Raw genomic sequence first — 20450 nt, 5'->3', positions numbered from 1 at the left:
TGCTCCTGTTCAGACCGCGGGCGCGGGGGAAGGCTGGGTGCGCGAGGGACGCAGGAAGAGGAAGAGCGTGGGGAGCAGGTAGGCGGCCCACGCGATGGTCTCGGCGACGCTGGGCTGCGGGGTGATGTTGAGCATTCCGGCCAGCAGGGCGCCGTACCAGGAGTCGGCGGGCAGGACGGCGCTGACGTCGAAGGCGTAGGTGCTCAGGCCGGGCAGGATGTTCGCCTCCTGCAGGTCGTGCACGCCGTACTTGAAGATGCCCGCCGCGACCAGGATGAGCAGCAGGCCGGTCCAGGTGAAGAATTTGGTGAGGTTGATGCGGACGGCGGACTTGTAGATGCCGTAGCCGAGCGCGACCGCGGCGAGCAGGCCGAGGCTGATGCCGATGAGCGGCTGGGCCGAGGTGGTCGCGCCGCGTACGGAGGCGAAGAACAGCAGGGCGGTCTCCAGCCCTTCGCGCGCCACGGCCAGGAAGGCCATGACGACGACGGCCGCCGGCCCGAGCTCCAGTGCGCCGGCGAGCTTGCCGCGCAGTTCGCCGGAGAGCGCGCGGGCGGCCCGCCGCATCCAGAAGATCATCCAGGTGACGAAGACGACGGCCAGCAGCGAGGTGATCGCGTCGAAGAGCTCCTGCCCGGTGTGGCCGAGACTGGCGGCGGTGAAGGTCAGGAACGCCCCGAAACCGACAGAGAGCGCCACGGCGGCCAGCACGCCGGTCCAGACGTGCGGCAGCCGGTCCGAGCGGTCGCTCTTGACCAGGAAGGCGACCAGCACCGAGACGACCAGGGCCGCCTCCAGTCCTTCGCGCAGGCCGATGAGAAAGCTGGCGAACACCATTGCTCCAATGCTCGAGCGAGCGGGACCGACACGCCGCCCTGCTACACGCTTGTAGAAGTTAACATAGGCTCACCTAACTAGCCAGGCGGCCCGGTAGGGTGGGCGCGATGAAGGAAGATCCGGCCGGCGGTTCTCCCGATCACGGCCGGCGCCGCCGGCCCGGCGAGCTGGAGGCGGCGATCCTCGCCACCCTGCGCGACGCGGGGCGCTCGCTCACCCCTGGTCAGGTCCGCGATCTCCTCGCTCCCGAGGGCGGGCTGTCCTACAGCGCCGTCGTCACCACGCTGGTCCGCCTGCACAGAAGGAAGGCGGTCACCCGCCGCAGGGAGGGGCGCGCCTACCGCTACGGCGCGCTCACCGACGCCGCCGGGCTGGTCGCGCAGCGGATGAGCGCCCTGCTCGACGCCGAGGACGACCGCGCGACCGTGCTGCGGCGGTTCGTGAACGAGCTGCATCCGGGCGACGAGGAGCTTCTGCGCCGGTTGCTGGCCGACGAGCCGGGCGAAACGCCGTAGGTCGCTCGGGTGGCAGGAATTGGTACCCGCCGATAGGGTCCGATCCGTGGGGCGATCGAGGACCAGTTCCGGACCGGCCGAGGACCTGCTCATCGAACTCGACCGCGACGCAGGAGTGCCGCTGCACCGGCAGATCGAGGCGTCCATCCGGGCGAGCGTCCGGGCCGGCCGGTTGCGCGCCGGCGCTTCGCTGCCGCCCAGCCGCACCCTCGCCGCCGGGCTCGGGGTCTCCCGCGGGGTGATCGTGGAGGCGTACCAGCAGCTCGTGGCCGAGGGCTACCTGACCAGCCGGTCAGGCGGTTACACCCAGGTCGCAGCGTCGATCCCGCCGGCCGCCGGCGACCCCGCGGTTTCCGGCGCGCGGCCGGCCGCGGCCGGCCCCGGCTCCAGGGTCGACTTCGGGTACGGGCGCACCGACGTGTCGCAGTTCCCCCGGGCCGCCTGGCTGCGCTCGGTCCGCAGCGTGCTCACCACCACGCCCAACGACCGGTTCGCCTACCTCGACGGGCGGGGCGTGCCGGAGCTGCGCCAGGCCCTGTGCGACTACCTCAACCGGGTACGCGGCACCCTGGCCGCCCCCGGCCACACGGTCGTCTGCAACGGCTACGCGCAGGGCATCTCACTGCTGATCCAGGTGCTCGCGCGGCGCGGCGCCAGGCGGATCGCCGTGGAAGACCCCTCCTCCGCCGACGACGCCCGCCCGCTGGCCGAGGCCGCCGGGCTCGACGTGATCGGCGTCCCGGTGGGTCAGGAAGGCGTCCGGATCGACGCCCTCGATCTGGCCGACGCCGACGCGCTGATCCTCACGCCGTCACACCAGTGGCCGACCGGTGGGGTGCTGTCGGCGGCGGCCAGGGCCGAGGTGATCCGCTGGGCCAGGCGCCGCGACGCGATCGTGATCGAGGACGACTACGACGCGGAGTACCGCTACGACCGGTCTCCGGTGGGCGCCATGCAGGGCCTGGCCCCCGATCACGTCGTCTACTGCGGCACGGCCAGCAAGACGCTCGCGCCGGGGCTGCGGCTCGGCTGGCTGGTGCTGCCCGCCCACCTGGTCGCCGACGTCGCCGCGGCGAAGGTGCTCGCCGACCGGGGTTCGGCGGTCATCGACCAGCTGACGTTCGCCGACTTCCTCGGCCGCGGCGAGTTCGACCGTCACCTGCGCCGGATGCGGCCGGTGTACCGGCGCCGCCGTGACGCGCTGCTGGACGCGCTGCGCACCCGGCTGCCGGAGCTGCGGCCGGCCGGGATCGCCGCCGGGCAGCACGTGGTCGCCTGGCTCCCGCCCGACCTGGACGAGGCGGCGGTGGTGGCGGCGGCCGCCCGGCACGGGCTCGGCATCCAGGGCGTCGGGCCGTTCCGGATCGCCCCCGCCGGGCCCGGTGGCCTGATCTTCGGCTACGCCATCCTCGGCGAGAGCGCCATCGCCGAGGGGGTCGCGCTGCTCGCGACGGCCATCAGGGAGGTACGGGGCTCCTGACGCGGCCCTGTCACCTGGCCCCGTCACTACGCCCTGTCACCTGGCCCCGTCACTGCGCCCGATCACTGCGCCCGATCATTGGGCCGGCCACTGGGCCGGTCACTGGGCGGGACGGATGTTCTGGTTCAGGTGGAACACGTTCGCCGGGTCGTACGCCGTCTTCACCGCGGTCAGCCTGGCCAGCTTCGCCGCCGAGTAGGCCCGCCGCACCCCACGCTGCCCGTCGGCCAGTTCGTCGGCCGTCAGGGAGTTGACGTAGATCCCGCTGGCATACGGTTCGAGCGCGGCCCCCGCGGCACGAGCGGCCCCCATCCTGACGTCGTCCTCCGCCGGGTCGCTCCACCGGGAGCCGGCCCCGAACTCGAACATCGTGTCACGGTGGCTGAACGCCGCGTCCTCTCCCGGCACCTCGGCGATCGCACCCCCGTGCGCCTGCAGACCGACCCCCGGCAGGTCCAGGCCGGCGCTCAGATCGCAGGCCCCGCGCAGCAGGAACGCCTCGATGGCCGCGGTGGGGAAGCTGCGCAGGTAGTGCGCCTTGGAGTAACGGCGGTAGGCGTGCCCGCCGGTGGAGTCCTCACGCTGCTGCAGTTCGAGGTACGACGGCGTGGTGACGCGGGAGGCTATGGGCCGCCCGAGCGCCCGCATCGCGGGCAGCAGCCGGCGGCCCTCGTCCGGGTCGCCGACCCACACGAACCCCACCGTGGCGATCGGGCCGGAGGGAGTGCCCGAGACGCCGGCGGTGAACGTCGCCTGCCGGGGCGCGACGGCGTTCAGGTCGCGCCAGCCCTCGATGACCGGGACGGCGTCCTCGGCGCGGAAGTCGAACTCGGCGACCAGCGTCCGCGTGCCGGTGTGATGCAGCTCGAATTCGAACTCGGTGACGACGCCGAAGTTGCCGCCACCGCCGCGCAGGCCCCAGAACAGGTCGGGGTTGCCGGTACGACTGGCGGTCACCACGTCGCCTTCGGCGGTGACCATCGTGTAGGAGACGACGTTGTCGCAGGCCAGGCCGTACTGGCGGGCCAGCCAGCCCATGCCGCCGCCGAGCGTGAGCCCGCCGACGCCGGTGTGGGAGACGTTGCCGGCGGTGGTGGCCAGGCCGTAGGGCTGGGAGGCCCGGTCCAGCGCGCCGAGCAGGGCGCCGCCCTGCACCCGGGCGCGGCGGCGGGCCGGGTCGACGCGCACGCCGCCCATGGGCGTCAGGTCGATCATGAGACCGCCGTCGGGCACGGCGAACCCGGCGGCGTTGTGGCCGCCGCAGCGGACGCCGATCTCCAGGTCCAGCTCCCGGGCCAGCCGCACGGCGGCGACCACGTCGGCGACGCCCGCCGTGCGGACGATCATGCGTGGCCGCCGGTCGATCATGGCGTTCCAGACGGTACGGGCGTTGTCGTAGCCGGCGTCGCCAGGGGTGAGCACCTGGCCGTCGAAGCAGGTCGCTGTGGTCATGCCCTCAGACTGGCAGGAATCGGTACCCTCGATAAGGTCCGATCTGACCACCTGATCGAGGACCAATTTCAGACCCGGAAAATCATCGGCCGCAGCTGTCGGATCCGGTCCGCGTCGTTCGTAGCCAGGGTGAAGGGCCGCCCGCGAGGGGCGCCGTCACGACCGAGGGAGAGACCGACCGATGCTGCCGCACCCGAAGGCCAAGATCCACCGCATGTTCGAGCTCCTGGAGCCGATCGCCACCATCACCTTCTCCGAGGCGGTGAACGAGGCGTTCATGGCGCTCGGCATGCGTAACTTCTGGGACGGATACTTCGCGGGCCGGGCCGCGCCGCTGGGCCAGGCGCCGGCCGGAGTGGTGCACGCGGTCTTCTACAACTTCACCGAGGGCGAGGTGGCGCGCCACATCCCCTGGGTCTGGGGGAAGATCAGCCCGGAGGAGGCGATCGCCGTACGCGAGCGGAGCAGCGCCGCCGTGCTGCGGCAGCGGATCGGGGAGCTCGCCGGCGCCCCCGGTCTGGTGCGGGCCGCCGACCTCGCCACCCGGGCGGCGCTCAGCGCGCCGGCCGAGGGCCGGGCGCTGTACGCCGGGCTCAGGGAACTCGACGTGCCCGAGGAGCCGGTGGCCAGGCTGTGGCACGCGGCGACGCTGCTGCGGGAGCACCGGGGCGACGGCCACAACGCCGTGCTGGTCGCCCACGGCATCGGCGGCACCGAGGCCCACGTCCTCATGGCTCTCGCCCTCGGGATGAGAGCGGAGGAGTTCGGCCGGATCCACCACCTGCCCAAGGCGCGGCTGGCGGCCGTCGTCGACGGGCTGCGCCGCCGCGGTCTCGTGGACGCCACCGGCGGGTTCACCGACGCCGGCCGGGAGACCAAGGAGCGGATCGAGGCGCTCACCGACGAACTGGCCGCGCCGGCGTACGACGTGCTCGGCGCGGACGAGCTCGACGAGCTGATCGCGGGGCTCGAACCGATCGCCGCCGCGCTCTAGAGCGGGCGGCACGGCTGGGCGCTATGGTGGGTGAGTGGACACTTACTCACCCTTAAGAAGGAGGGATCGGCATGAGGCTCACCGTCTTCGGAGCGACCGGCGGCACCGGTCTTGAGCTCCTGCGTCAGGGGCTGGCGCAAGCCCACGAGATGACGGCGATCGTCCGCGACGCCTCCCGGCTCCCCGCCGGCCTGCGTGACCGCCTCGACGTCGTGGAGGCCGACGTCATGGACGCCGACGCCGTCGTACCGGCGGTCAAGGACCGCGACGCCGTGCTGAGCGCGATGGGCACGCGCGAGCGCGGCCCCACCACCGTGCACTCCGCCAGCATCGCCTCCATCATGGCCGCCATGGGCCGCACCGGCTCGCGCCGCCTGCTGATGGTCAGCGCCTCGGGCATGGTGACCGGCCCCGACGACGGGCCTTTGGTCCGGTACGTGCTCAAACCGCTCATCGTCCAGCGCCTGTTCCGCCATTCCTACGCCGACCTGGCCCGAGCCGAAGGGCTGCTGCGGGCCGCCGACCTGGACTGGACGATCGTGCGCCCGTCCCGCCTGACCGACGCCGGCCTCACCGGCTCCTACCGCACGGCCGTCGACCGCAACCTCAGGGGCGGCATGAACACCACCCGCGCCGACCTGGCCGCCTGCATGCTGGAGCTGATCGGCGACGCCACCTCGGTGCGGCACGTCGTCTCGGTGGCCACCTGACCCGCCGCGCTCAGGAGATGAGCGCCGCCGGGTCGCGCTCGGGCGGCCCGGCCGGCCACCATTCGCCTTCGCGCAGCGTGAAGGGGTACCAGCGGCCGTCGCGGCCGTAGCGCAGTTGCAGGGAGCCGAGTGTCCAGCGGTTGCGCCAGATCCGCACCTCCGGCGGGGTCTCGCCCTCCCAGGCGGCCGCCAGCAGCGCCTGGGCCCTGGCCACGTCGCGGCGCGGCGGCGTCCATGCGGTTTCGAGGGCGTCCAGGCCGTCCGCGCCGCCGTACCGCCAGGCCCGCACGGCGGCTTCAGAAGGCCCGCCGAGGTCGTGCTCGGCGGCCAGCCTGACGTGGTCCTGGTGTTCGCTCAGCTCCGGCAGGCGCCCGTGCAGCAGCAGCTCGCGGGCCCGCGCGGCGGCCGAGGCGGCCAGCCCGGCCAGCGCGGCCACGTCCACGCCGGGAGCCGGCGCCCAGATGGGCAGCGTCCGCGGGACGTCGGCGGGCGGCGGGTCGGGCAGCGCGGGCACCCCCATCGCGTACGCCCGCGCGACCGGCACCCCCGCCACCGCCGCCGGCCGCGCGGAGGGAGCGCCGCGTCGCTGCAGGGCCTCGACGAGCTCGCGTTCGCCGCGCCCGCGCAGGAGCAGCAGCACGAACGGGTCGGCGTCCAGCAGCCAGGACGCCTGGTAGCACAGGGCGGCGGCGTGCTTGCACGGGTGACCCCAGTCGGGGCAGCCGCACTCGGGCTCCAGGTCGCCGACGGCGGGCAGCAACGGCACGCCCGCGTACTCGGCGGCCTCGACCAGGTCGTGCGGCATGTCGCCGTCGAGCAGGGCGGCGATGTGCCCGGACTTGGCGGCCACCTGGTCGAGGAAGCGTTCCCAGGCGGCGTCGCCGAGCTGCTCGACGCGGACGACGGTGTCGTACTCGCTCTCGGCGACGGCGGCCAGGCGGCCTGGGCTGACGGTGATGGGGCCGAGCTGGCCGGTCTTGGCGTACGCGCGGCCCTTGCGCAGCAGGGTGTGGTCCAGGGAGGTTTCCTCCATGGCCTGGACCCAGGCGCGGCCCCACCAGGTGGTGGCGAAGCGGGCGCCCGCGCGTTGCGGGGGGAAGGCGGGGAAGCCGCGGGCGGCGTCGGCGGTCATCGGGGCTCCAGGGGCGGCGGGGGTCATCTGAGCTCCACGAGGGCGGCGAGCTCGGCGTCGGTCAGCTCGGTGAAGGCGGCCTCGCCGGAGGAGAGCACGGCGTCGGCGAGCGAGCGCTTGGCGGTGAGCATCTGGGCGATGCGGTCCTCGATCGTGCCTTCGGCGATGAGGCGGTGCACCTGGACGGGCCTGGTCTGGCCGATGCGGTAGGCGCGGTCGGTGGCCTGGTCCTCGACGGCGGGGTTCCACCAGCGGTCGTAGTGGATGACGTGGTCGGCGCGGGTGAGGTTGAGCCCGGTGCCCGCGGCCTTGAGCGAGAGCAGGAACACCGGGGCGCTGCCGTCCTGGAAGCGCTGGACCATCTCCTCGCGGTGGGCGACGGGGGTGCCGCCGTGCAGCAGCTGGGTGGCCACGCCGCGGGCGGTCAGGTGGCGATCCAGCAGGCGGGCCATGGCGACGTACTGGGTGAAGACCAGGACGGCGCCGTCCTCGGCGACGATGGTGTCGACCAGTTCGTCGAGCAGTTCGAGCTTGCCGGAGCGGCCGGGCAGGCGCGGGTCGGCCTCGTGCAGGTAATGGGCGGGGTGGTTGCAGATCTGCTTGAGCCCGGTGAGCAGCTTGACGATGAGGCCGCGCCTGGCCATGCCCTGGGCCTCGGCGATGCGGGCCATGATCTCGCGGACGACCGCCTCGTACAGGCCGGCCTGCTCGGTGGTGAGGGCGACGGGCCGGTCGGTCTCGGTCTTGGGCGGCAGCTCGGGGGCGATGCCGGGGTCGCTCTTGCGGCGGCGCAGCAGGAACGGCCCGACGAGCCGGGAGAGCCGCTCGGCGGACTCGCCGTCGCCCGATTCGATGGGTTTGGCCCAGCGTGCCCTGAACTTGGGGAGCGGGCCGAGCAGGCCGGGCGTGGCCCAGTCGAGGATGGCCCACAGCTCCGACAGGTTGTTCTCCACGGGCGTGCCGGTCAGGGCGACGCGGGCGGCGCCGGGGATCTCGCGCAGCGCCTTGGCGGTGCCGGAGGCGGGGTTCTTGACGTGCTGGGCCTCGTCGGCGACGAGCAGGCCCCAGGGGTGGGCGGCCAGCGCGGCGGCGTCCAGGCGCATGGTGGCGTACGTGGTCAGCACGAAGCCCTCGCCGGCGAGCGTGCGTCCTGGGCCGTGGTAGCGGTGTACCGGCACGCCCGGCGCGAACCTGGTGATCTCGCGCTCCCAGTTGCCCAGCAGCGAGGCGGGACAGACCACGAGCGTGGGACCGGCGGCCTGCTCCTGGGCGCGGTGCAGGTGCAGCGCGATGAGCGTGATCGTCTTGCCCAGGCCCATGTCGTCGGCCAGGCACGCGCCCAGGCCGAGCGAGGTCATCCTGGCCAGCCAGCGCAGCCCGGCGAGCTGGTAGTCGCGCAGGGTGGCGGCCAGGCTCTCGGGCTGCACCACGTCGGCGGGTTCGGACAGGCGCTCGCGCAGCTCGTTCAGCCAGGCGGTGGGCTCGACCGGCACCTGCTCGCCCTCGACCTCGACCGTGCCGGTCAGGGCGGCGCCGAGCGCCTCGATGCCGGTCAGCGGCTTGAGGTCACGCTGGCGGGCCCGGCGGGCGAGGTCGGGGTCGATGAGCACCCACTGGTCGCGCAGCCGGACGACGGGACGGTGGGCCTCGGCCAGGCGGTCCATCTCGGCGGCGCTCAGGCGTTCGCCGCCGAGGGCGAGCTGCCAGTCGAAGCTGGTCAGGTGGTGGCCGCCGAGGAAGGAGGGCATGTCGGAGGGCGCGGGGTCACGGTCGCCGATGACGGCGCGGGCGCTGAGGCCGCGTACCAGGGACTTGGGCCAGTGCACGTCCACGCCGGCGGCGGCCAGGCGGTCGGCGGCGCCGGCCAGGAGCTGTTCGACGTCGCCGTCGGACAGGGTGAGCTCGTCCGGCACGGCGCTGTCGAGCAGCCGTTCCAGCCGGGGCCAGGCGCGGGCGGCGCGGCGCACGGCGAGGGTGGCCTCGATCCTGGCGCGCGGCCCGAAGCCGGGGTCGGCGCCCTGCCACAGGTCGGCGGCGTCCACGACGAGGGACGGGTCGGCCAGGCTGTGCAGTTGGACGACGGCCCTGAATTCGGCAGCGGACTCGGCGGCGGCCAGGTCGTCGGCCTCGATGCGCAGCGACAGCCGCAGGCCGGCGTCCAGCCCGGCCGAGACCTCCTCCGCCCAGCCGCGCAGGTGGGGCACCTTGACCGGTTTGACCGCGGCGTAGGCGGCGGAGCCGGTGGCGCGCACGGCGCCGGGCGAGCGCGGCATGGCGTCGGCGACGGCGTCGAGGAAAGCGCGCACGAGAGGCTCAGCGTCCGGCAGCAGCAGCTCGCCGGTGCCCTCCACCGGGACGGCGCGGGCGGCGGCGGGCATGGCGGCGGCCAGTTCGCGCACGCGCTGGAGGTCGTCGGCGTCCAGCGGCCCGGCGCGCCAGGAGTCGTGGTCGCCGGGGGAGACGCCGGGCAGGATGCGTCCGCGGGTGAGCAGTTGCAGCGCGATGAGGGCCGCGCCGCCCCAGAAACGGGCGGCCGGGTGGGCGGCGGGGTCCTTGCGGGCCCTGGCCAGGGTGGCCACCGCCGTGCCGACGGGGACGAGGGTGGCGGGGACGGCCCTGGCGCCGGGCTCGCCAGGCTCTCCCGGTCCGCCCGCTTCTGCGATGGTGATCAGGTCGTCGCCGGCGGGGTCGAGGAAGGCCACGTGGCCCGATCGTGGCGGGTCGCCGGGCTGGAAGATCGCCGCGTGCCGGGCCAGGTCCGTGGAAGAGCTCACGGCCGTACAGTGTACGGTACGGATGGGGTGGGGTTTACCACAGTGTCATACGGGCAGCCGCCTCATTCCGCACGTTCCCCGATTATTCATAGCCTTGATCTCATGACTGACTGGCTGGTTGGACTGATGGAGAGCCTGGGCGCCCCCGGCGCCGGGCTCGCCATCGCCCTGGAGAACCTGTTTCCGCCCCTTCCTAGTGAGGTGATCCTGCCACTGTCGGGCTTCACCGCCAGCAGGGGCGAGATGGATCTCCTCGACGTCCTGGTGTGCACGACGCTCGGCTCGGTGATCGGCGCGCTCGCGCTGTACTGGGTCGGAGCGCTGCTGGGCCGTGAGCGCACCCTGGCCATCGCCGCCAAGCTTCCCCTGGTCAAGACCTCCGACATCGAGAAGACCGAGGCGTGGTTCCAGCGCCACGGCCGCAAGACCGTCTTCTTCGGGCGGATGATCCCCATCTTCCGCAGCCTCATCTCCATCCCGGCGGGCGTCGAGCGGATGCCCGTCATGACGTTCACGCTGCTGACCACGGCCGGCAGCCTCATCTGGAACACCATCTTCGTGATGGCCGGCTACTGGCTGGGCGAGAAGTGGGAGCTGGTGGAGTCCTACGTGGGCATCGGTACCTACGTGGTGATCGGCCTCGTGGTGCTGGCGATCGTCGTCTTCGTCGGCGTCCGGCTGGCCGAGCGGCGTAAGGGGAGGCATGCGAACCGCCCTTGACGGGTTGCGCGGGGCCGGCGCGGCGGGCGGCATCACGGCCGGAGCGGTGGCGCTGGGCGCGCTCACCGCGCCGGTCGAGCTGGCCTTCCTGGTGCTGACGCTGCCGTTCCTGGGCAATCCCAACGTACGGGCGTCGGCGCGGCGGCTGGCCCGGCTGGAGGCGTGGCGCCTGCGCCTGGACCCGGCCACGTTGGACGTGCTGGACCACCGCGAGGGCCGCAGGGCGGCCGGCTACCTGGCCGCGCGGGCGCCGATCGGGGTGCTCGGTGGGCTGGTGCTGCTCCTGCTGGCCTGGGGCGCCTGGACCGCCGTCCAGATCGTGGCGGCGTGGGGCAGGGGCGAGCCGTTCGACGGCATGCTGCCCACGGCGCCGCTGGTGGCGTACCTGTCCCTGGCCGGGTTCGTGACGCTCTTCCTGGTGCTGTCGGGCCTGGCCGGGGTGCACGCGCTGGAACGCCGCCTGGCGCTGCGCCTGCTGGGCCCCGACCCGACCGAGGCGCTGGAGCGGCGCATCGCCGAGCTGGCCGAGAGCAGGGCGGGCATCGTGGCCGCGGTGGACGCCGAACGCCGCCGGATCGAACGCGACCTGCACGACGGGCTCCAGCAGCGGCTGGTGGGGCTGTCGATGCTCATCGGCCGCTCGCTGCGTGGCCGCCCCGAGCTGCTCGCGCAGGCCCACCAGGAGGCGCAGCAGGCGCTGGCCGAGCTGCGCGAGGTGGCCTGGCGGGCCTACCCGAGCGGGCTGGACTCACTCGGGCTCGGCGAGGCGCTGGCCGGCGTGGCCGAGCGCTCCAGCGTGCCGGTCAAGGTGGACTGCCGGCTCGGAGAGCGGCCGCCCATGGCGGTGGAGACGGCGGCGTACTTCGTGGTGTGCGAGGCGGTGACGAACGCGGCCAAGCACGCCGGGGCCACGCTCATCACGGTCGAGGTGGAACAGGAGGACGGGGCGGTGGCCGTACGCGTGCGCGACGACGGCGCGGGGGGCGCGCGGGCGTCCGGCGGCGGCCTGTCGGGGCTGGCCAGGCGGGTGGCGGCGCTGGACGGCCGGTTCGAGGTCAGCAGCCCGGCGGGCGGGCCGACGGTGGTCACGGCGGTGCTCCCGTGCGGGTGATCCTGGCCGAGGACTCGACGTTGCTGCGCGAGGGCCTGATCCGGCTGCTGCTGGAGGAGGGTCACGAGGTGCCGGCCGCCGTGGGCGAGGGGCAGGCGCTGGTGACGGCGGTGGCCGAGCATCGGCCGGACATCGTGGTCGTGGACGTACGCATGCCGCCCACCCACACCGACGAGGGCCTGCGGGCCGCGCTGGAGATCCGCCGGCGCTGGCCGGAGATCAAAGTGCTGGTGCTGTCGCAGTACGTGGAGAAGCGCTACGCCACCGAGCTGATGAGCTCCGACGTCGAGGGCGTCGGCTACCTGCTGAAGGACCGGGTGGGCCAGGTGGGCGACTTCCTGGACGCGCTCGAACGGGTCGGCGCGGGCGGGGCGGCGTTCGACCCCGAGGTGGTGCGGCAGCTGCTGGCGCGTACCACGCAGGTGGATCCGCTGGCCCGGCTGACGGGGCGCGAGCGCGAGGTGCTGGAGCGGATGGCGCAGGGACTGACCAACGCCTCGATCGCCCAGTCCCTGCACGTGTCGCAGAGCGCGGTGGAGAAGCACGTCAACTCGCTGTTCGACAAGCTCGGCCTGTCGCACACGACCGGCTACAGCCGCCGGGTGCTGGCGGTGCTGCACTTCCTGGAGTCGTGAACAGGGCCGGGCGTCAAGGAGTGTCGCGGTACAGATCCAGCCTTTCCGACACCCGCTCCATTCCGGCCGAGAGGTAGGTGGCGACGCCGCCGGTGTTGGCGCTCGGGGTGTAGACCGCGACGCTGGACGAGCCCAGGTCCCGCAGCGCGCGGGCCGCCGCGTGAGTGATCGCCCGGCCGTGGCCGTGGCCGCGGTGGTCCCGGTGCACGCCCAGCGGCTCGATCAGGCCGATCCTGCCCGCGCCGGCCGACCACACCGCCACGGCCGCCACCGCCCGTGCCTGCTCGTCGCGGGCGAGCAGGCAGCGGGCGTCCGCGTACGGCGCGCCCGCCGCCAGGGCGTGCCAGCGTTCGCCGGTGAACGTCGAGGCGTCGAACGACGCCCGCACGACCGCGGCCCACTCATGCGCCTGCTCCGGCCCGATCTCCTCGATGGAGACGCCGGGATCGGGCACGGGGGCGCCGAGGTCGAGCCGGAGCAGCGTCCACGCTTCGCCGCACCGCCAGCCGTCCTCGGCCAGCGCATCCCTGACCAGGGCCTCGGCCGGCGCCTCGACGTACACCTTGCCGGCGGGCAGCACGCCGCTCCCGGGCGCCGACGCGTCCGCGGCCACCCGCCGGGCCAGCTCCTCGTCGCGCAGCGTTCCCGGCGCGAACGCCAGCCGCAGCAGGTCGGGGCCGTCCAGCAGCCCGACCGCCAACAGCTCTGCGCCCCGGCTCCAGGTCCGGGTGGCCTGCGCCGTACGCTCCGCGCCGAATCGCCAGAACCACCCGATGTCGCCCGGATGCACCTGCACGGGCACGTCGTCGTGCTGCCACTCCGCCAGGACCCGCGTCACTTCGCCGAGCCGCCCGGCCTCGGGCGTGCCCATCTCGATCGTCATGCCCTCGATCAGACACCAGCCCCTCGGCCCGGCGCACCCGGATATCTCGCCGGCGCTCCGGTCAGTTGGGCTGTCCGATGGGCCGGACGGTCACGGTGTTGACGTCGACGCCCGCCGGCTGGTCGAGGGCGTAGCAGATGGCCTCGGCGACGGGCTCGGGCCGCAGGGCGTAGGCGGGGACGGTGTTGTCCTGCCAGAAGGGGGTGTCGATCATGCCGGGGTTGACGAGGGTGACGCCGACGCCGCGGGTGGTGGCGTACATGCGCAGGTTCTCGGCGAGCCCGGTGACCGCCCACTTGGTGGCCGAGTAGAGGTTGGCCGGGGCGTTCTTCAGCCCGACGACGCTGCCGACGAGCACCAGCCGCCCGCCGCCGGCTTCAAGGTGGGGCAGGGCGGCCCTGGCCAGCAGGGCCGGGCCGAGCACGTTGGTGAGGATCATCGGCGGCCACAGCGCCGGGTCGCCGTCGAAGATGGTCGAGCCCGCGGTGCTCAGGTGGTCGGCGGAGGCGAACCCGGCGTTGGCCACTGCGGCGTCCAGGCCGCCGAAGCGCTCCACGGTGCGGGCCACGGCGTCCTGGGTGGCCTCCCAGTCGGCCGCGTCGGAGACGAGACCGAGCAGCCGGTCGGGGTGGCCGGTCTCGTCCAGGAAGGACTTGAGCTTGCCTTCGTCGCGGCCGGTGACGGTCACGCGGTGTCCGCGGCCGAGCAGCAACCGGGCGGCGCTCGCGCCGACGCCACTGGTCGCACCGGTGATGAGTACGGTCTTGCCAGTCATGGTCATGCTCCCGGAGATGGAGGCGTTCGATCGGATCGTGCTGATGGCGCAGGAGCCGGCGTCGTCCGCGCCGCGAAACTCCAACGCTCGTGTTGCTGTTTCGTCTCCACTGTAACCCGGCACGATTCCAACTGCAACGTTGGTGTTGGTACGATGTCCGCATGGCTTGGGACGTCGAGGGAACGAAACGCCGCATCTACGAGGCGGCGCTGGCCGAGTTCGCCCAGCACGGCCAGGAGGGCACGACCGTCGACCGGATCGCCAAGCGCGCCCAGGTCAATCGCGAGCGGGTCTACAACTACTTCGGCGACAAGGCGAAGCTGTTCTCGGCGGTGATCAGCAGCGAACTGGACAAGATCGCCAATTCCGTGCCGCTGGTTATCACCAGCCCCGCGGACGTTGGCGAGTTCGCCGGCCGGACGTTCGACTACCAGCGGGCCAACCCCGACCTGGCCCGGCTGGTGCTGTGGGAGGGGTTGTCGGACACCGGCGGCATCCCGGACGAGCTGGCGCGCACCGAGCTCTACGCCGGCAAGGCCGCGGCCGTGGCTGCGGCGCAGCGGGCCGGGCTGATCGACGACGCCATCGCGCCGGCCCACCTGGTCTTCCTGATCATCTCCCTGTCGAGCTACTGGTCGGCGGCGCCGCAGATCGCCCGCATGTTGTCCGGCGGAGACGCCTCCGACGAGGCGGAGGCCGCCCGCCGCCGCGCCGCCGTGGTCGAGGCCGCCCGGCGGATCGCCACCCCGCCCGCCACCTGACTCCTCACGCGGTATGTATGCGTTTCGCATACACTTCGGGGATGGAACCGGTACTGGAAGCGGTCATCGGCGAGTGGCACGCGAGCGTGAACGAGGGTGATTTGGAACGATCGGCGCGGGCGGTCGGTGATCCGATCGTCGTCCTCGGCCCGAAGGGGGCGGGAGCGATCACGCCCGCGCAGTTCGCGGAGTGGGTGGAACGCTCGGGGATCACGTTGCGCCCGCGATCGTGGCACCCGGTCGGCGAACGTCTCATGGTCGTGGAGCAGGACGCCTCCTGGCCGGGTTCGCCGGCCTCGACGCGGGTGGCGACGGTGTTCCGGGTGCGCGGCGGAAAGGTGACCGCCGCGCTCCGGCTGCCGGATCTCCGGCAGGCGCTGGAGCTGGCCGGGCTCTGTGAGGCGATGGCGGCCACGGAATGAGCGCGCCAGGGCCTGGGCAGGCGTTGTTCGCGTTCGTCCGGTACTGGTCGCGCCGGCCGCCGGCCGGTGACGGCGTCCTGGCCGAGCACGGCCGGCTCGTGCTCGTCGCCGAGGCCGTCCACGCGCTGACCCTGCGGGGGGCCGCGGCGACGGTCAACGCCGTGGCCCAGGAGATCGGCATCGACCAGAGCGGCGCGTCGCGCCTGGTCAAGGCCGCGACCTCGGCCGGACACCTGGCCATGCGGGCTTCGGAGGCGGACGGGCGGCAGCGTCAGGCGACGCTCACGCCAGCCGGCCGCGTCCTGCTGGATCAGGCCCATGACTGGCAGGAGCAGGTCTTCGACCGGCTGACGGAGGGCTGGAGCCAGCGGCGGCGCCGCGACTTCCAGCAGGCGATGACGGAGCTGATCGAACGGTCCGGCGCGCCGCACGCCTGACTCCCGGCCTGCCTCAGCCGAGCCTGGAGACCTGGTAGTGGGCGATGAGCCAGTCCGCCCCGGCGCGTCGAACCAGCACGCCGAGGTTGACGTGGAGGGACGGACGGTCGGTGAAGAAGAACTCGACGGCCAGGTAGCCGAGGACGAGGCCGGCGGCCAGATCCCTGGTCTCCAGGATCCGGTACGCGGCCGTCAGGCCGGGCGGCTGGGAGTCGTAGTAGGCGGCGACGCCGGGCCGCCCGACGCTGTAGGGGCGCAGGCCCTGGAAGATGGCGTCGTCGGTGAACAGGGCCGCGACCCGCTCGGGTTCGTGCGCGTCCACGCCGGCCTTCCACCGGTCGAGTACGCCGCGCAGGACCGTCTCCCGGTCGTTCTCGCTCGTCATCGCGTCAGTGGCCGGCACTGACGCCGCCGTCGACGTGCAGGATCTCGCCGGTGACGAAGGGGGCGTTCTCCAGGTAGACGACCGCGTCCACGATGTCCTTCGTCTCTCCCAGCCGGCCCATCGGCTGCAGCGCCGCGAGGGCGTCGTGCGTCTCTCGCGGGTGCATGGGGGTGGCGATGGTGCCCGGCGAGACGGCGTTGACGCGGATGCCGCGCGTGGCGTACTCGATGGCCAGCGACCTGGTGGCGGCCTGGAGGCCGCCCTTGGACAGCGCGGCCAGCACGGACGGGACGCGCGAGTCGGGGTTGTCGACCAGGCTGGTGGTGATGTTGACGATGTGGCCGCCGCCCTGGGCGAGCATGTGCTCGACGGCGAGCTGGGTGATGTGGAAGAAGCCGTCGAGGTTCACCGCGGTCACGGCGGCGTAGTCGTCGGCGGTGTAGTCGGTGAACGGCTTGGCGACGAAGATGCCCGCGTTGTTGACCAGGGTGTCGACCCGGCCGAACCGTTCGACGGCCGCCTTCGCCGCCCGTTCGGCGGTGGCGCGGTCGGCGACGTCGCCCTGCACTGCGACGATGCCGGGGTCGTCGGGGGCGGCGATCGTGCGGGAGATCGCGACGACGGCGTAACCGAGCCGGCGGTACGCCTCGACGAGGCCGGCTCCGATGCCCTGCGACGCGCCGGTGATGAGCGCGACCTTCTGACCCTGGTGGTTCATGATGACCTTCTTCGATGTTTCTGCTGACGGCCGCTTAGCCGACCGGTCGTCTATGACAGTAGACGACCGGTCGACAATCGTCAAAAACCGGACGGCGTGTGTGCCGGATTCGGCTACGTTGACCTGCGCGAATCCCGCCGGAGCGGGTCACGTCACCATGGAGGTGGTGCGCCAGCTTCTGTCGGAGGGCTGGGAGATCGGCGCCGAGGACGTCGCGCAGCTGTCGCCCTACCTGACCGCGCACATCAGCCGGTTCGGCCTGTACGCGACCGACGTGATACGGCTGCGTCCCGACGACTCGACCCCGACCTGCCCGAGATCGACTTCACCACCCTGTCCGAGGCGGCGTAGCGGTGGGCCTGCTACGGCTGTTGTAGGGCTGTCAAAGGCGCAGCCCGAGGGGCGCCGCTCCCACGAGGCCGCCGTCGATAACGAGGTCCTGACCGGTGATGTACGACGCGTCGTCCGAGACCAGGAAGGCGACGGCAGCGGCGACATCGTCCGGATGGCCGAGCGAGCCGAGCGGCACCTCCGCCAGGATGCGGGCCTCCACGTCGGGGTTGATGGCGGACCGGTACATCTCGGTCTCGATGTAGCCGGGACTGACGGAGTTGACGCGGATGCCACGCGGCGCGAGGTCGGTGCCGAGCGTGCGGGCGAGATTGTGCACGGCAGCCTTGCTAGCGGCGTAGATCGAGGCCGCCGGGAGGCCCCGGTGCAGGGTCCAGGATGCGTTGATGACGACGGCGCCTCCGTCGCCCATCAGCGGCAGCGCCTTTTGGATCGTGAAGAACACTCCCTTGAAGTTGATTCCGACGGTGTGGTCGAAGTCCTTCGGGGTGAACTCCGGCCTGAAGTCCGCAATACCGGCATTGGCGAAGACCGCGTCGAGGGCACCGCGCCAGGTCTCGACGCGCCGCACGAGGAGATCGAGGTCGGCGTCAACGCTGACGTCCGCGCGGACGGACAGGACCCGCTCGGAGCCCAGGAGTTCTGCCGCGGTGTCGAGGCGGACCTGGTCGCGACCGGTGATGACGACGTACGCGCCCTCATCGAGAAGCCTGCGCGCGGTCGCGAACCCGATGCCGCTGGTGCCGCCGGTGATCAGAACTGTCTTATTCGTGAATCGCTTCATACCGACGATCCTCGAGCGGCGGGAGCTTACTCGCCAGTGTTGGCTGAACCTGGGTCTGACACCACCACCAAGCGCTCCAGCAGGGCCCCCGTTCCCGTCCCAGGCACGGGGGTGTGCAGCCACAGGCGGTGGCCGGGCAGTTCGGGCAGCGGCAGAGTGGTGGCCTCGAAGGTAAGCGTCCCCAGGCCGGTAATCTCCAGGGCCTTGGTGCCGTGAGTGGGACCACCCACGGGGAGTTCCGCCCAAATCTCGGCGAAGGCGGGGCTCGCGGCACACATGTCCGCGGCCAGGCGGCCGAATTCGGGATCGTCGGGGTAGCGGGCGGCGTCCGCCCGGAACAGGCCGACCATCGCTCGCGCCGCGTCGTGCCAGTCCACGACTGCCGCACGATAGCGGGCATTGGTGAAGAAGCTGACCAGGCAGTTGTGGTCGTACTCGTTGCACTGGAACACGATCTCCGCCGCGCGGTTGACCGCGAGGACGTTCCAGTGCCGGTCGATGACGTACGCGGGCCGCGGCAGCCAGCCCTCCAGCAGCCGCCGCACGGCATCGGGGACCCGTCGTTCGGACGGCGCCGCCTGCGGCGGGTTGAGGCCGGCGAGAAGGTACAGGTGCTCGCGCTCTGCGGGCTCCAGGCGCAGCACCCTGGCGATGGCGTCCAGGACGTCGGCGGAGACGTTGATGTCGCGTCCCTGCTCGAGCCAGGTGTACCAGGACACTCCTACGCCGGCGAGCACCGCCACCTCCTCCCGCCGCGGCCCGGGCGTACGGCGGCCCTCGCCTGCCGGCATGCCCACGTCAGCGGGCATCACCCGGGCTCGCCGCGACCGGAGGAATGCGCGCATCTCGGAACTGCGCCGCTGCCGCGCATCTGTGGAGAGCCGGGAACTGCCCATCGGGTCATGCTATGTCGTGATTAACAGACCTCGTCTGTACGGCGCGCCCACGCGTGTCGCTGCCCGGGAGTGCCGGCCGGGCCGCCTCGTGCGCGAGCGGGCTGTGCCGCGGCGTTTTCTGGATAGAGGTTTCTCATGTTCGCGGTCCTGGCCGCGGCCGCGGAATACGAGCTGGAGCTGCGCGCCGAGCGCCAGGCCGAGGGAATCGCCGCCGCCAGGCGCCGCGAGGCCACCGGTGCCATGCTGCCAGGCAAGAAGAAGACCGGTCGGCCGCGCGTCATCGGCCCCGCCGAGCTGGCCACACTACGCCGCCTGGTCGACGACGGTATCTCGGTCACCGAGGCTGCCCGCACCCTCAAATTCGGCCGCTCCACCGCCTACGCGGTACCCGCGGGACGCTGGCCAACAGCCATCCCACCCGCAGCCCGCTTCTGCCCCGGGGGTGCCCCAGCAAGATCGTTCTCATCGATAACGGCCGTCCGCCGGTTCCTCAACCTCGCGCTTCATCGGCCGCCAATCAGCGGAAACACCCGTTCATGATCCACTCAATGTGGGTTTTAGGCTTATGTGGGCTGACACCCACGGAGGGAAGCATGATGACAGCGGACGGGCCTCGGTCCTCGCCGGGCATGACGATCGAACTGGCCCGATTCAGGGTGCGCGAGGGGGCCGAGGGCGCCTTGGTGGCCGAACGGCCGGAGATGGTGGCGGCGTTGCGGCGGCGCTTCCCCGCGTGCCTGGCCGCCTATCTGACCAAGGGCGACGACGGCGAGTGGCTGGACGTGATCCTGTGGCGCAGCCGGGCCGAGGCCGAGGAGGCCGCGCGGGAGGTCAACTCGGTGCCGGAGTGCGCGGCGTGGTTCCGTCACATCGCGGAGTCGGGCGGGCTGCGGCATGTGGAGGTCGTCTCCGCCTGGAGCCTCTCCGACGGCCTGTGACCGGACGGTTCGATAGTCGACCGGTCCAGTAAAAGTAGACGACCGGTCGTACACTAGCAATATGGGACGAACGAGTGACGCCAAGGAGAGGATCCTCAGCGCCGCGCAGACACTCATCGAGCTGCGTGGTTACTCCGCGCTGGGCGTGGCCGAGATCTGCAAGGCGGCCGGAGTGCCGAAGGGTAGTTTCTACTACTTTTTCGCCTCAAAGGAGGATCTCGCCCTGGCGGTCATCGACGAACACTGGGCCGTCCAGCGCGGCGACTGGGAGCGCATCCTGCGCAGCGACGATCCGCCGCTCCAGCGGCTGCGCCGGCTGTTCGAGGCGACCCAGGCCGTCCAGCACGCCGGGCAGCAGAGCTGCGGCACCGTCTCCGGCTGCCTGTTCGGCAACCTGACCCTGGAGATGAGCAACCAGACCGAAGCCCTCCGCGTACGCCTGCAGCAGATCTTCGGCGCGCAGGTCGACCTGGTGGACGAGGTCGTCACCGAGGCCAGGGAGCGCGGCGAGGTCACCGTCGCCGACACCCGCGAGGCCGCGCGGTCGGTGGTCGCCCAGCTTGAGGGTCAGGTGCTCTTCGCCAAGCTCTACAACGACACCGGGCGCCTCGACCTGCTGTGGGCGAACTGCCTGGCCATCCTGGGCGCCACCGCGAGTGCCCCCACGGTAAGCGCCGCCGGGGGTGCCGCGGCCGTCACCGCGCCGGGCCAGGAGGCGCCGGCGCGATGAGGCTTCCCTG

At 72.5% G+C, this 20450-nt stretch carries 23 protein-coding genes; 13 read left to right on the top strand and 10 right to left on the bottom strand.

From position 1 onward, the window contains the following. Window positions 1–9: 9 nt before the first annotated feature. Window positions 10–837 carry an iron uptake transporter permease EfeU gene (efeU, locus tag AB0C27_RS49335; protein WP_357860890.1) on the bottom strand — a complete coding sequence of 276 codons (828 nt, stop codon included), beginning with the start codon at window positions 835–837 and terminating at the stop codon, window positions 10–12. A 107-nt stretch (window positions 838–944) separates the two neighbouring features. Here efeU and AB0C27_RS49330 point away from each other — a divergent pair, with 107 nt between their 5' ends. Beyond that, the gene (locus AB0C27_RS49330; protein ID WP_357860887.1) at window positions 945–1352 is read left to right on the top strand and encodes a BlaI/MecI/CopY family transcriptional regulator; all 408 of its coding nucleotides are present in this window, start codon (window positions 945–947) and stop codon (window positions 1350–1352) included. 46 nt (window positions 1353–1398) lie between these two features. Then, complete coding sequence (locus AB0C27_RS49325; RefSeq protein ID WP_357860884.1) at window positions 1399–2832, top strand: PLP-dependent aminotransferase family protein; 1434 nt, start codon at window positions 1399–1401, stop codon at window positions 2830–2832. Window positions 2833–2931: 99 nt separating this feature from the next. On the opposite strand, the gene AB0C27_RS49320 is transcribed toward AB0C27_RS49325, so the two are convergent. Continuing rightward, window positions 2932–4284 (bottom strand): FAD-binding protein, encoded by a 1353-nt coding sequence (locus AB0C27_RS49320; protein WP_357860882.1) that lies wholly within the window; start codon window positions 4282–4284, stop codon window positions 2932–2934. Window positions 4285–4465: 181 nt separating this feature from the next. Between AB0C27_RS49320 and AB0C27_RS49315 the strand changes: the two genes are divergently transcribed. Together AB0C27_RS49315 and AB0C27_RS49310 are read left to right on the top strand one after the other, a co-directional pair. Beyond that, entirely contained in the window at window positions 4466–5278 is an 813-nt protein-coding gene (locus AB0C27_RS49315; protein ID WP_357860879.1) for a helix-turn-helix domain-containing protein, read from the top strand. Between the two features lie 71 nt (window positions 5279–5349). Then, window positions 5350–5988, top strand: coding sequence for an NAD(P)H-binding protein (locus AB0C27_RS49310; RefSeq protein WP_357860876.1), 639 nt, complete (start codon window positions 5350–5352; stop codon window positions 5986–5988). Between the two features lie 10 nt (window positions 5989–5998). Here AB0C27_RS49310 and AB0C27_RS49305 read toward each other — a convergent pair whose 3' ends face one another. Together AB0C27_RS49305 and AB0C27_RS49300 are read right to left on the bottom strand one after the other, a co-directional pair. Further along, window positions 5999–7120, bottom strand: a complete 1122-nt coding sequence (locus AB0C27_RS49305; RefSeq protein WP_357860873.1) for an SWIM zinc finger family protein — start codon at window positions 7118–7120, stop codon at window positions 5999–6001. Between the two features lie 23 nt (window positions 7121–7143). Continuing rightward, window positions 7144–9894, bottom strand: coding sequence for a DEAD/DEAH box helicase (locus tag AB0C27_RS49300; protein ID WP_357860871.1), 2751 nt, complete (start codon window positions 9892–9894; stop codon window positions 7144–7146). 102 nt (window positions 9895–9996) lie between these two features. On the opposite strand from AB0C27_RS49300, the gene AB0C27_RS49295 reads away from it, so the two are divergent. The 3 genes from AB0C27_RS49295 to AB0C27_RS49285 are packed head-to-tail and all read left to right on the top strand — an operon-like array spanning window position 9997 to window position 12360. Then, a complete protein-coding gene (locus AB0C27_RS49295; protein ID WP_357860868.1) occupies window positions 9997–10614 on the top strand; it encodes a DedA family protein in 618 nt (205 codons plus the stop codon). Beyond that, window positions 10598–11725 carry a histidine kinase gene (locus AB0C27_RS49290; protein ID WP_357860865.1) on the top strand — a complete coding sequence of 376 codons (1128 nt, stop codon included), beginning with the start codon at window positions 10598–10600 and terminating at the stop codon, window positions 11723–11725. Before AB0C27_RS49295 ends, AB0C27_RS49290 begins: the two co-directional genes overlap by 17 nt. Continuing rightward, window positions 11716–12360 (top strand): response regulator transcription factor, encoded by a 645-nt coding sequence (locus tag AB0C27_RS49285; protein WP_357860862.1) that lies wholly within the window; start codon window positions 11716–11718, stop codon window positions 12358–12360. The genes AB0C27_RS49290 and AB0C27_RS49285 overlap by 10 nt, the downstream gene beginning before the upstream one ends. Before the next feature lie 13 nt (window positions 12361–12373). On the opposite strand, the gene AB0C27_RS49280 is transcribed toward AB0C27_RS49285, so the two are convergent. Together AB0C27_RS49280 and AB0C27_RS49275 are read right to left on the bottom strand one after the other, a co-directional pair. Next, window positions 12374–13243 (bottom strand): GNAT family N-acetyltransferase, encoded by an 870-nt coding sequence (locus AB0C27_RS49280; protein WP_357860859.1) that lies wholly within the window; start codon window positions 13241–13243, stop codon window positions 12374–12376. 61 nt (window positions 13244–13304) lie between these two features. Then, window positions 13305–14018, bottom strand: coding sequence for an SDR family NAD(P)-dependent oxidoreductase (locus AB0C27_RS49275; protein WP_357860856.1), 714 nt, complete (start codon window positions 14016–14018; stop codon window positions 13305–13307). Window positions 14019–14179: 161 nt separating this feature from the next. Here AB0C27_RS49275 and AB0C27_RS49270 point away from each other — a divergent pair, with 161 nt between their 5' ends. Genes AB0C27_RS49270 through AB0C27_RS49260 form a run of 3 tightly spaced genes read left to right on the top strand, consistent with a single transcriptional unit; the run spans window position 14180 to window position 15638 of the window. Next, a complete protein-coding gene (locus AB0C27_RS49270) occupies window positions 14180–14779 on the top strand; it encodes a TetR family transcriptional regulator (protein WP_357860854.1) in 600 nt (199 codons plus the stop codon). A 41-nt stretch (window positions 14780–14820) separates the two neighbouring features. Continuing rightward, entirely contained in the window at window positions 14821–15201 is a 381-nt protein-coding gene (locus AB0C27_RS49265) for a nuclear transport factor 2 family protein (protein ID WP_357860851.1), read from the top strand. After that, complete coding sequence (locus tag AB0C27_RS49260; RefSeq protein ID WP_357860848.1) at window positions 15198–15638, top strand: MarR family winged helix-turn-helix transcriptional regulator; 441 nt, start codon at window positions 15198–15200, stop codon at window positions 15636–15638. The genes AB0C27_RS49265 and AB0C27_RS49260 overlap by 4 nt, the downstream gene beginning before the upstream one ends. Window positions 15639–15651: 13 nt before the next feature. Here the strand turns inward: AB0C27_RS49260 and AB0C27_RS49255 are convergent, their stop codons facing one another. From AB0C27_RS49255 to AB0C27_RS49240, 4 genes are all read right to left on the bottom strand, one after another. Continuing rightward, the gene (locus tag AB0C27_RS49255) at window positions 15652–16023 is read right to left on the bottom strand and encodes a hypothetical protein (RefSeq protein WP_357860845.1); all 372 of its coding nucleotides are present in this window, start codon (window positions 16021–16023) and stop codon (window positions 15652–15654) included. 4 nt (window positions 16024–16027) lie between these two features. Beyond that, entirely contained in the window at window positions 16028–16741 is a 714-nt protein-coding gene (locus AB0C27_RS49250; protein WP_357860842.1) for an SDR family oxidoreductase, read from the bottom strand. 382 nt (window positions 16742–17123) lie between these two features. Further along, window positions 17124–17876, bottom strand: coding sequence for an SDR family oxidoreductase (locus AB0C27_RS49245; RefSeq protein ID WP_357860839.1), 753 nt, complete (start codon window positions 17874–17876; stop codon window positions 17124–17126). Between the two features lie 26 nt (window positions 17877–17902). After that, window positions 17903–18721 carry a helix-turn-helix transcriptional regulator gene (locus AB0C27_RS49240; RefSeq protein WP_357860836.1) on the bottom strand — a complete coding sequence of 273 codons (819 nt, stop codon included), beginning with the start codon at window positions 18719–18721 and terminating at the stop codon, window positions 17903–17905. 186 nt (window positions 18722–18907) lie between these two features. Here AB0C27_RS49240 and AB0C27_RS49235 point away from each other — a divergent pair, with 186 nt between their 5' ends. From AB0C27_RS49235 to AB0C27_RS49225, 3 genes are all read left to right on the top strand, one after another. Further along, the gene (locus AB0C27_RS49235; RefSeq protein ID WP_357860833.1) at window positions 18908–19312 is read left to right on the top strand and encodes a helix-turn-helix domain-containing protein; all 405 of its coding nucleotides are present in this window, start codon (window positions 18908–18910) and stop codon (window positions 19310–19312) included. A 53-nt stretch (window positions 19313–19365) separates the two neighbouring features. Next, window positions 19366–19710, top strand: a complete 345-nt coding sequence (locus AB0C27_RS49230) for an antibiotic biosynthesis monooxygenase (protein ID WP_357860831.1) — start codon at window positions 19366–19368, stop codon at window positions 19708–19710. 61 nt (window positions 19711–19771) lie between these two features. Next, window positions 19772–20440: a TetR/AcrR family transcriptional regulator gene (locus AB0C27_RS49225; protein ID WP_357860828.1), complete on the top strand. Its 669-nt coding sequence runs from the start codon at window positions 19772–19774 to the stop codon at window positions 20438–20440. Window positions 20441–20450: the final 10 nt, after the last annotated feature.

Origin of the sequence: Nonomuraea sp. NPDC048882 (genome assembly GCF_040649755.1) — a bacterium.
Lineage (GTDB): Bacteria > Actinomycetota > Actinomycetes > Streptosporangiales > Streptosporangiaceae > Nonomuraea > Nonomuraea maheshkhaliensis.
This window is presented reverse-complemented; position numbering and strand designations above follow the sequence as displayed.

Coding starts and splice junctions, on each gene's coding strand:
- efeU (WP_357860890.1), bottom strand. CDS start 837: ATGGTGTTCGCCAGCTTTCTCATCGGCCTGCGCGAAGGACTGGAGGCG.
- AB0C27_RS49330 (WP_357860887.1), top strand. CDS start 945: ATGAAGGAAGATCCGGCCGGCGGTTCTCCCGATCACGGCCGGCGCCGC.
- AB0C27_RS49320 (WP_357860882.1), bottom strand. CDS start 4,284: ATGACCACAGCGACCTGCTTCGACGGCCAGGTGCTCACCCCTGGCGAC.
- AB0C27_RS49315 (WP_357860879.1), top strand. CDS start 4,466: ATGCTGCCGCACCCGAAGGCCAAGATCCACCGCATGTTCGAGCTCCTG.
- AB0C27_RS49310 (WP_357860876.1), top strand. CDS start 5,350: ATGAGGCTCACCGTCTTCGGAGCGACCGGCGGCACCGGTCTTGAGCTC.
- AB0C27_RS49305 (WP_357860873.1), bottom strand. CDS start 7,120: ATGACCGCCGACGCCGCCCGCGGCTTCCCCGCCTTCCCCCCGCAACGC.
- AB0C27_RS49295 (WP_357860868.1), top strand. CDS start 9,997: ATGACTGACTGGCTGGTTGGACTGATGGAGAGCCTGGGCGCCCCCGGC.
- AB0C27_RS49290 (WP_357860865.1), top strand. CDS start 10,598: ATGCGAACCGCCCTTGACGGGTTGCGCGGGGCCGGCGCGGCGGGCGGC.
- AB0C27_RS49280 (WP_357860859.1), bottom strand. CDS start 13,243: ATGACGATCGAGATGGGCACGCCCGAGGCCGGGCGGCTCGGCGAAGTG.
- AB0C27_RS49275 (WP_357860856.1), bottom strand. CDS start 14,018: ATGACTGGCAAGACCGTACTCATCACCGGTGCGACCAGTGGCGTCGGC.
- AB0C27_RS49270 (WP_357860854.1), top strand. CDS start 14,180: ATGGCTTGGGACGTCGAGGGAACGAAACGCCGCATCTACGAGGCGGCG.
- AB0C27_RS49265 (WP_357860851.1), top strand. CDS start 14,821: ATGGAACCGGTACTGGAAGCGGTCATCGGCGAGTGGCACGCGAGCGTG.
- AB0C27_RS49260 (WP_357860848.1), top strand. CDS start 15,198: ATGAGCGCGCCAGGGCCTGGGCAGGCGTTGTTCGCGTTCGTCCGGTAC.
- AB0C27_RS49255 (WP_357860845.1), bottom strand. CDS start 16,023: ATGACGAGCGAGAACGACCGGGAGACGGTCCTGCGCGGCGTACTCGAC.
- AB0C27_RS49250 (WP_357860842.1), bottom strand. CDS start 16,741: ATGAACCACCAGGGTCAGAAGGTCGCGCTCATCACCGGCGCGTCGCAG.
- AB0C27_RS49245 (WP_357860839.1), bottom strand. CDS start 17,876: ATGAAGCGATTCACGAATAAGACAGTTCTGATCACCGGCGGCACCAGC.
- AB0C27_RS49240 (WP_357860836.1), bottom strand. CDS start 18,721: ATGCGCGCATTCCTCCGGTCGCGGCGAGCCCGGGTGATGCCCGCTGAC.
- AB0C27_RS49235 (WP_357860833.1), top strand. CDS start 18,908: ATGTTCGCGGTCCTGGCCGCGGCCGCGGAATACGAGCTGGAGCTGCGC.
- AB0C27_RS49230 (WP_357860831.1), top strand. CDS start 19,366: ATGATGACAGCGGACGGGCCTCGGTCCTCGCCGGGCATGACGATCGAA.
- AB0C27_RS49225 (WP_357860828.1), top strand. CDS start 19,772: ATGGGACGAACGAGTGACGCCAAGGAGAGGATCCTCAGCGCCGCGCAG.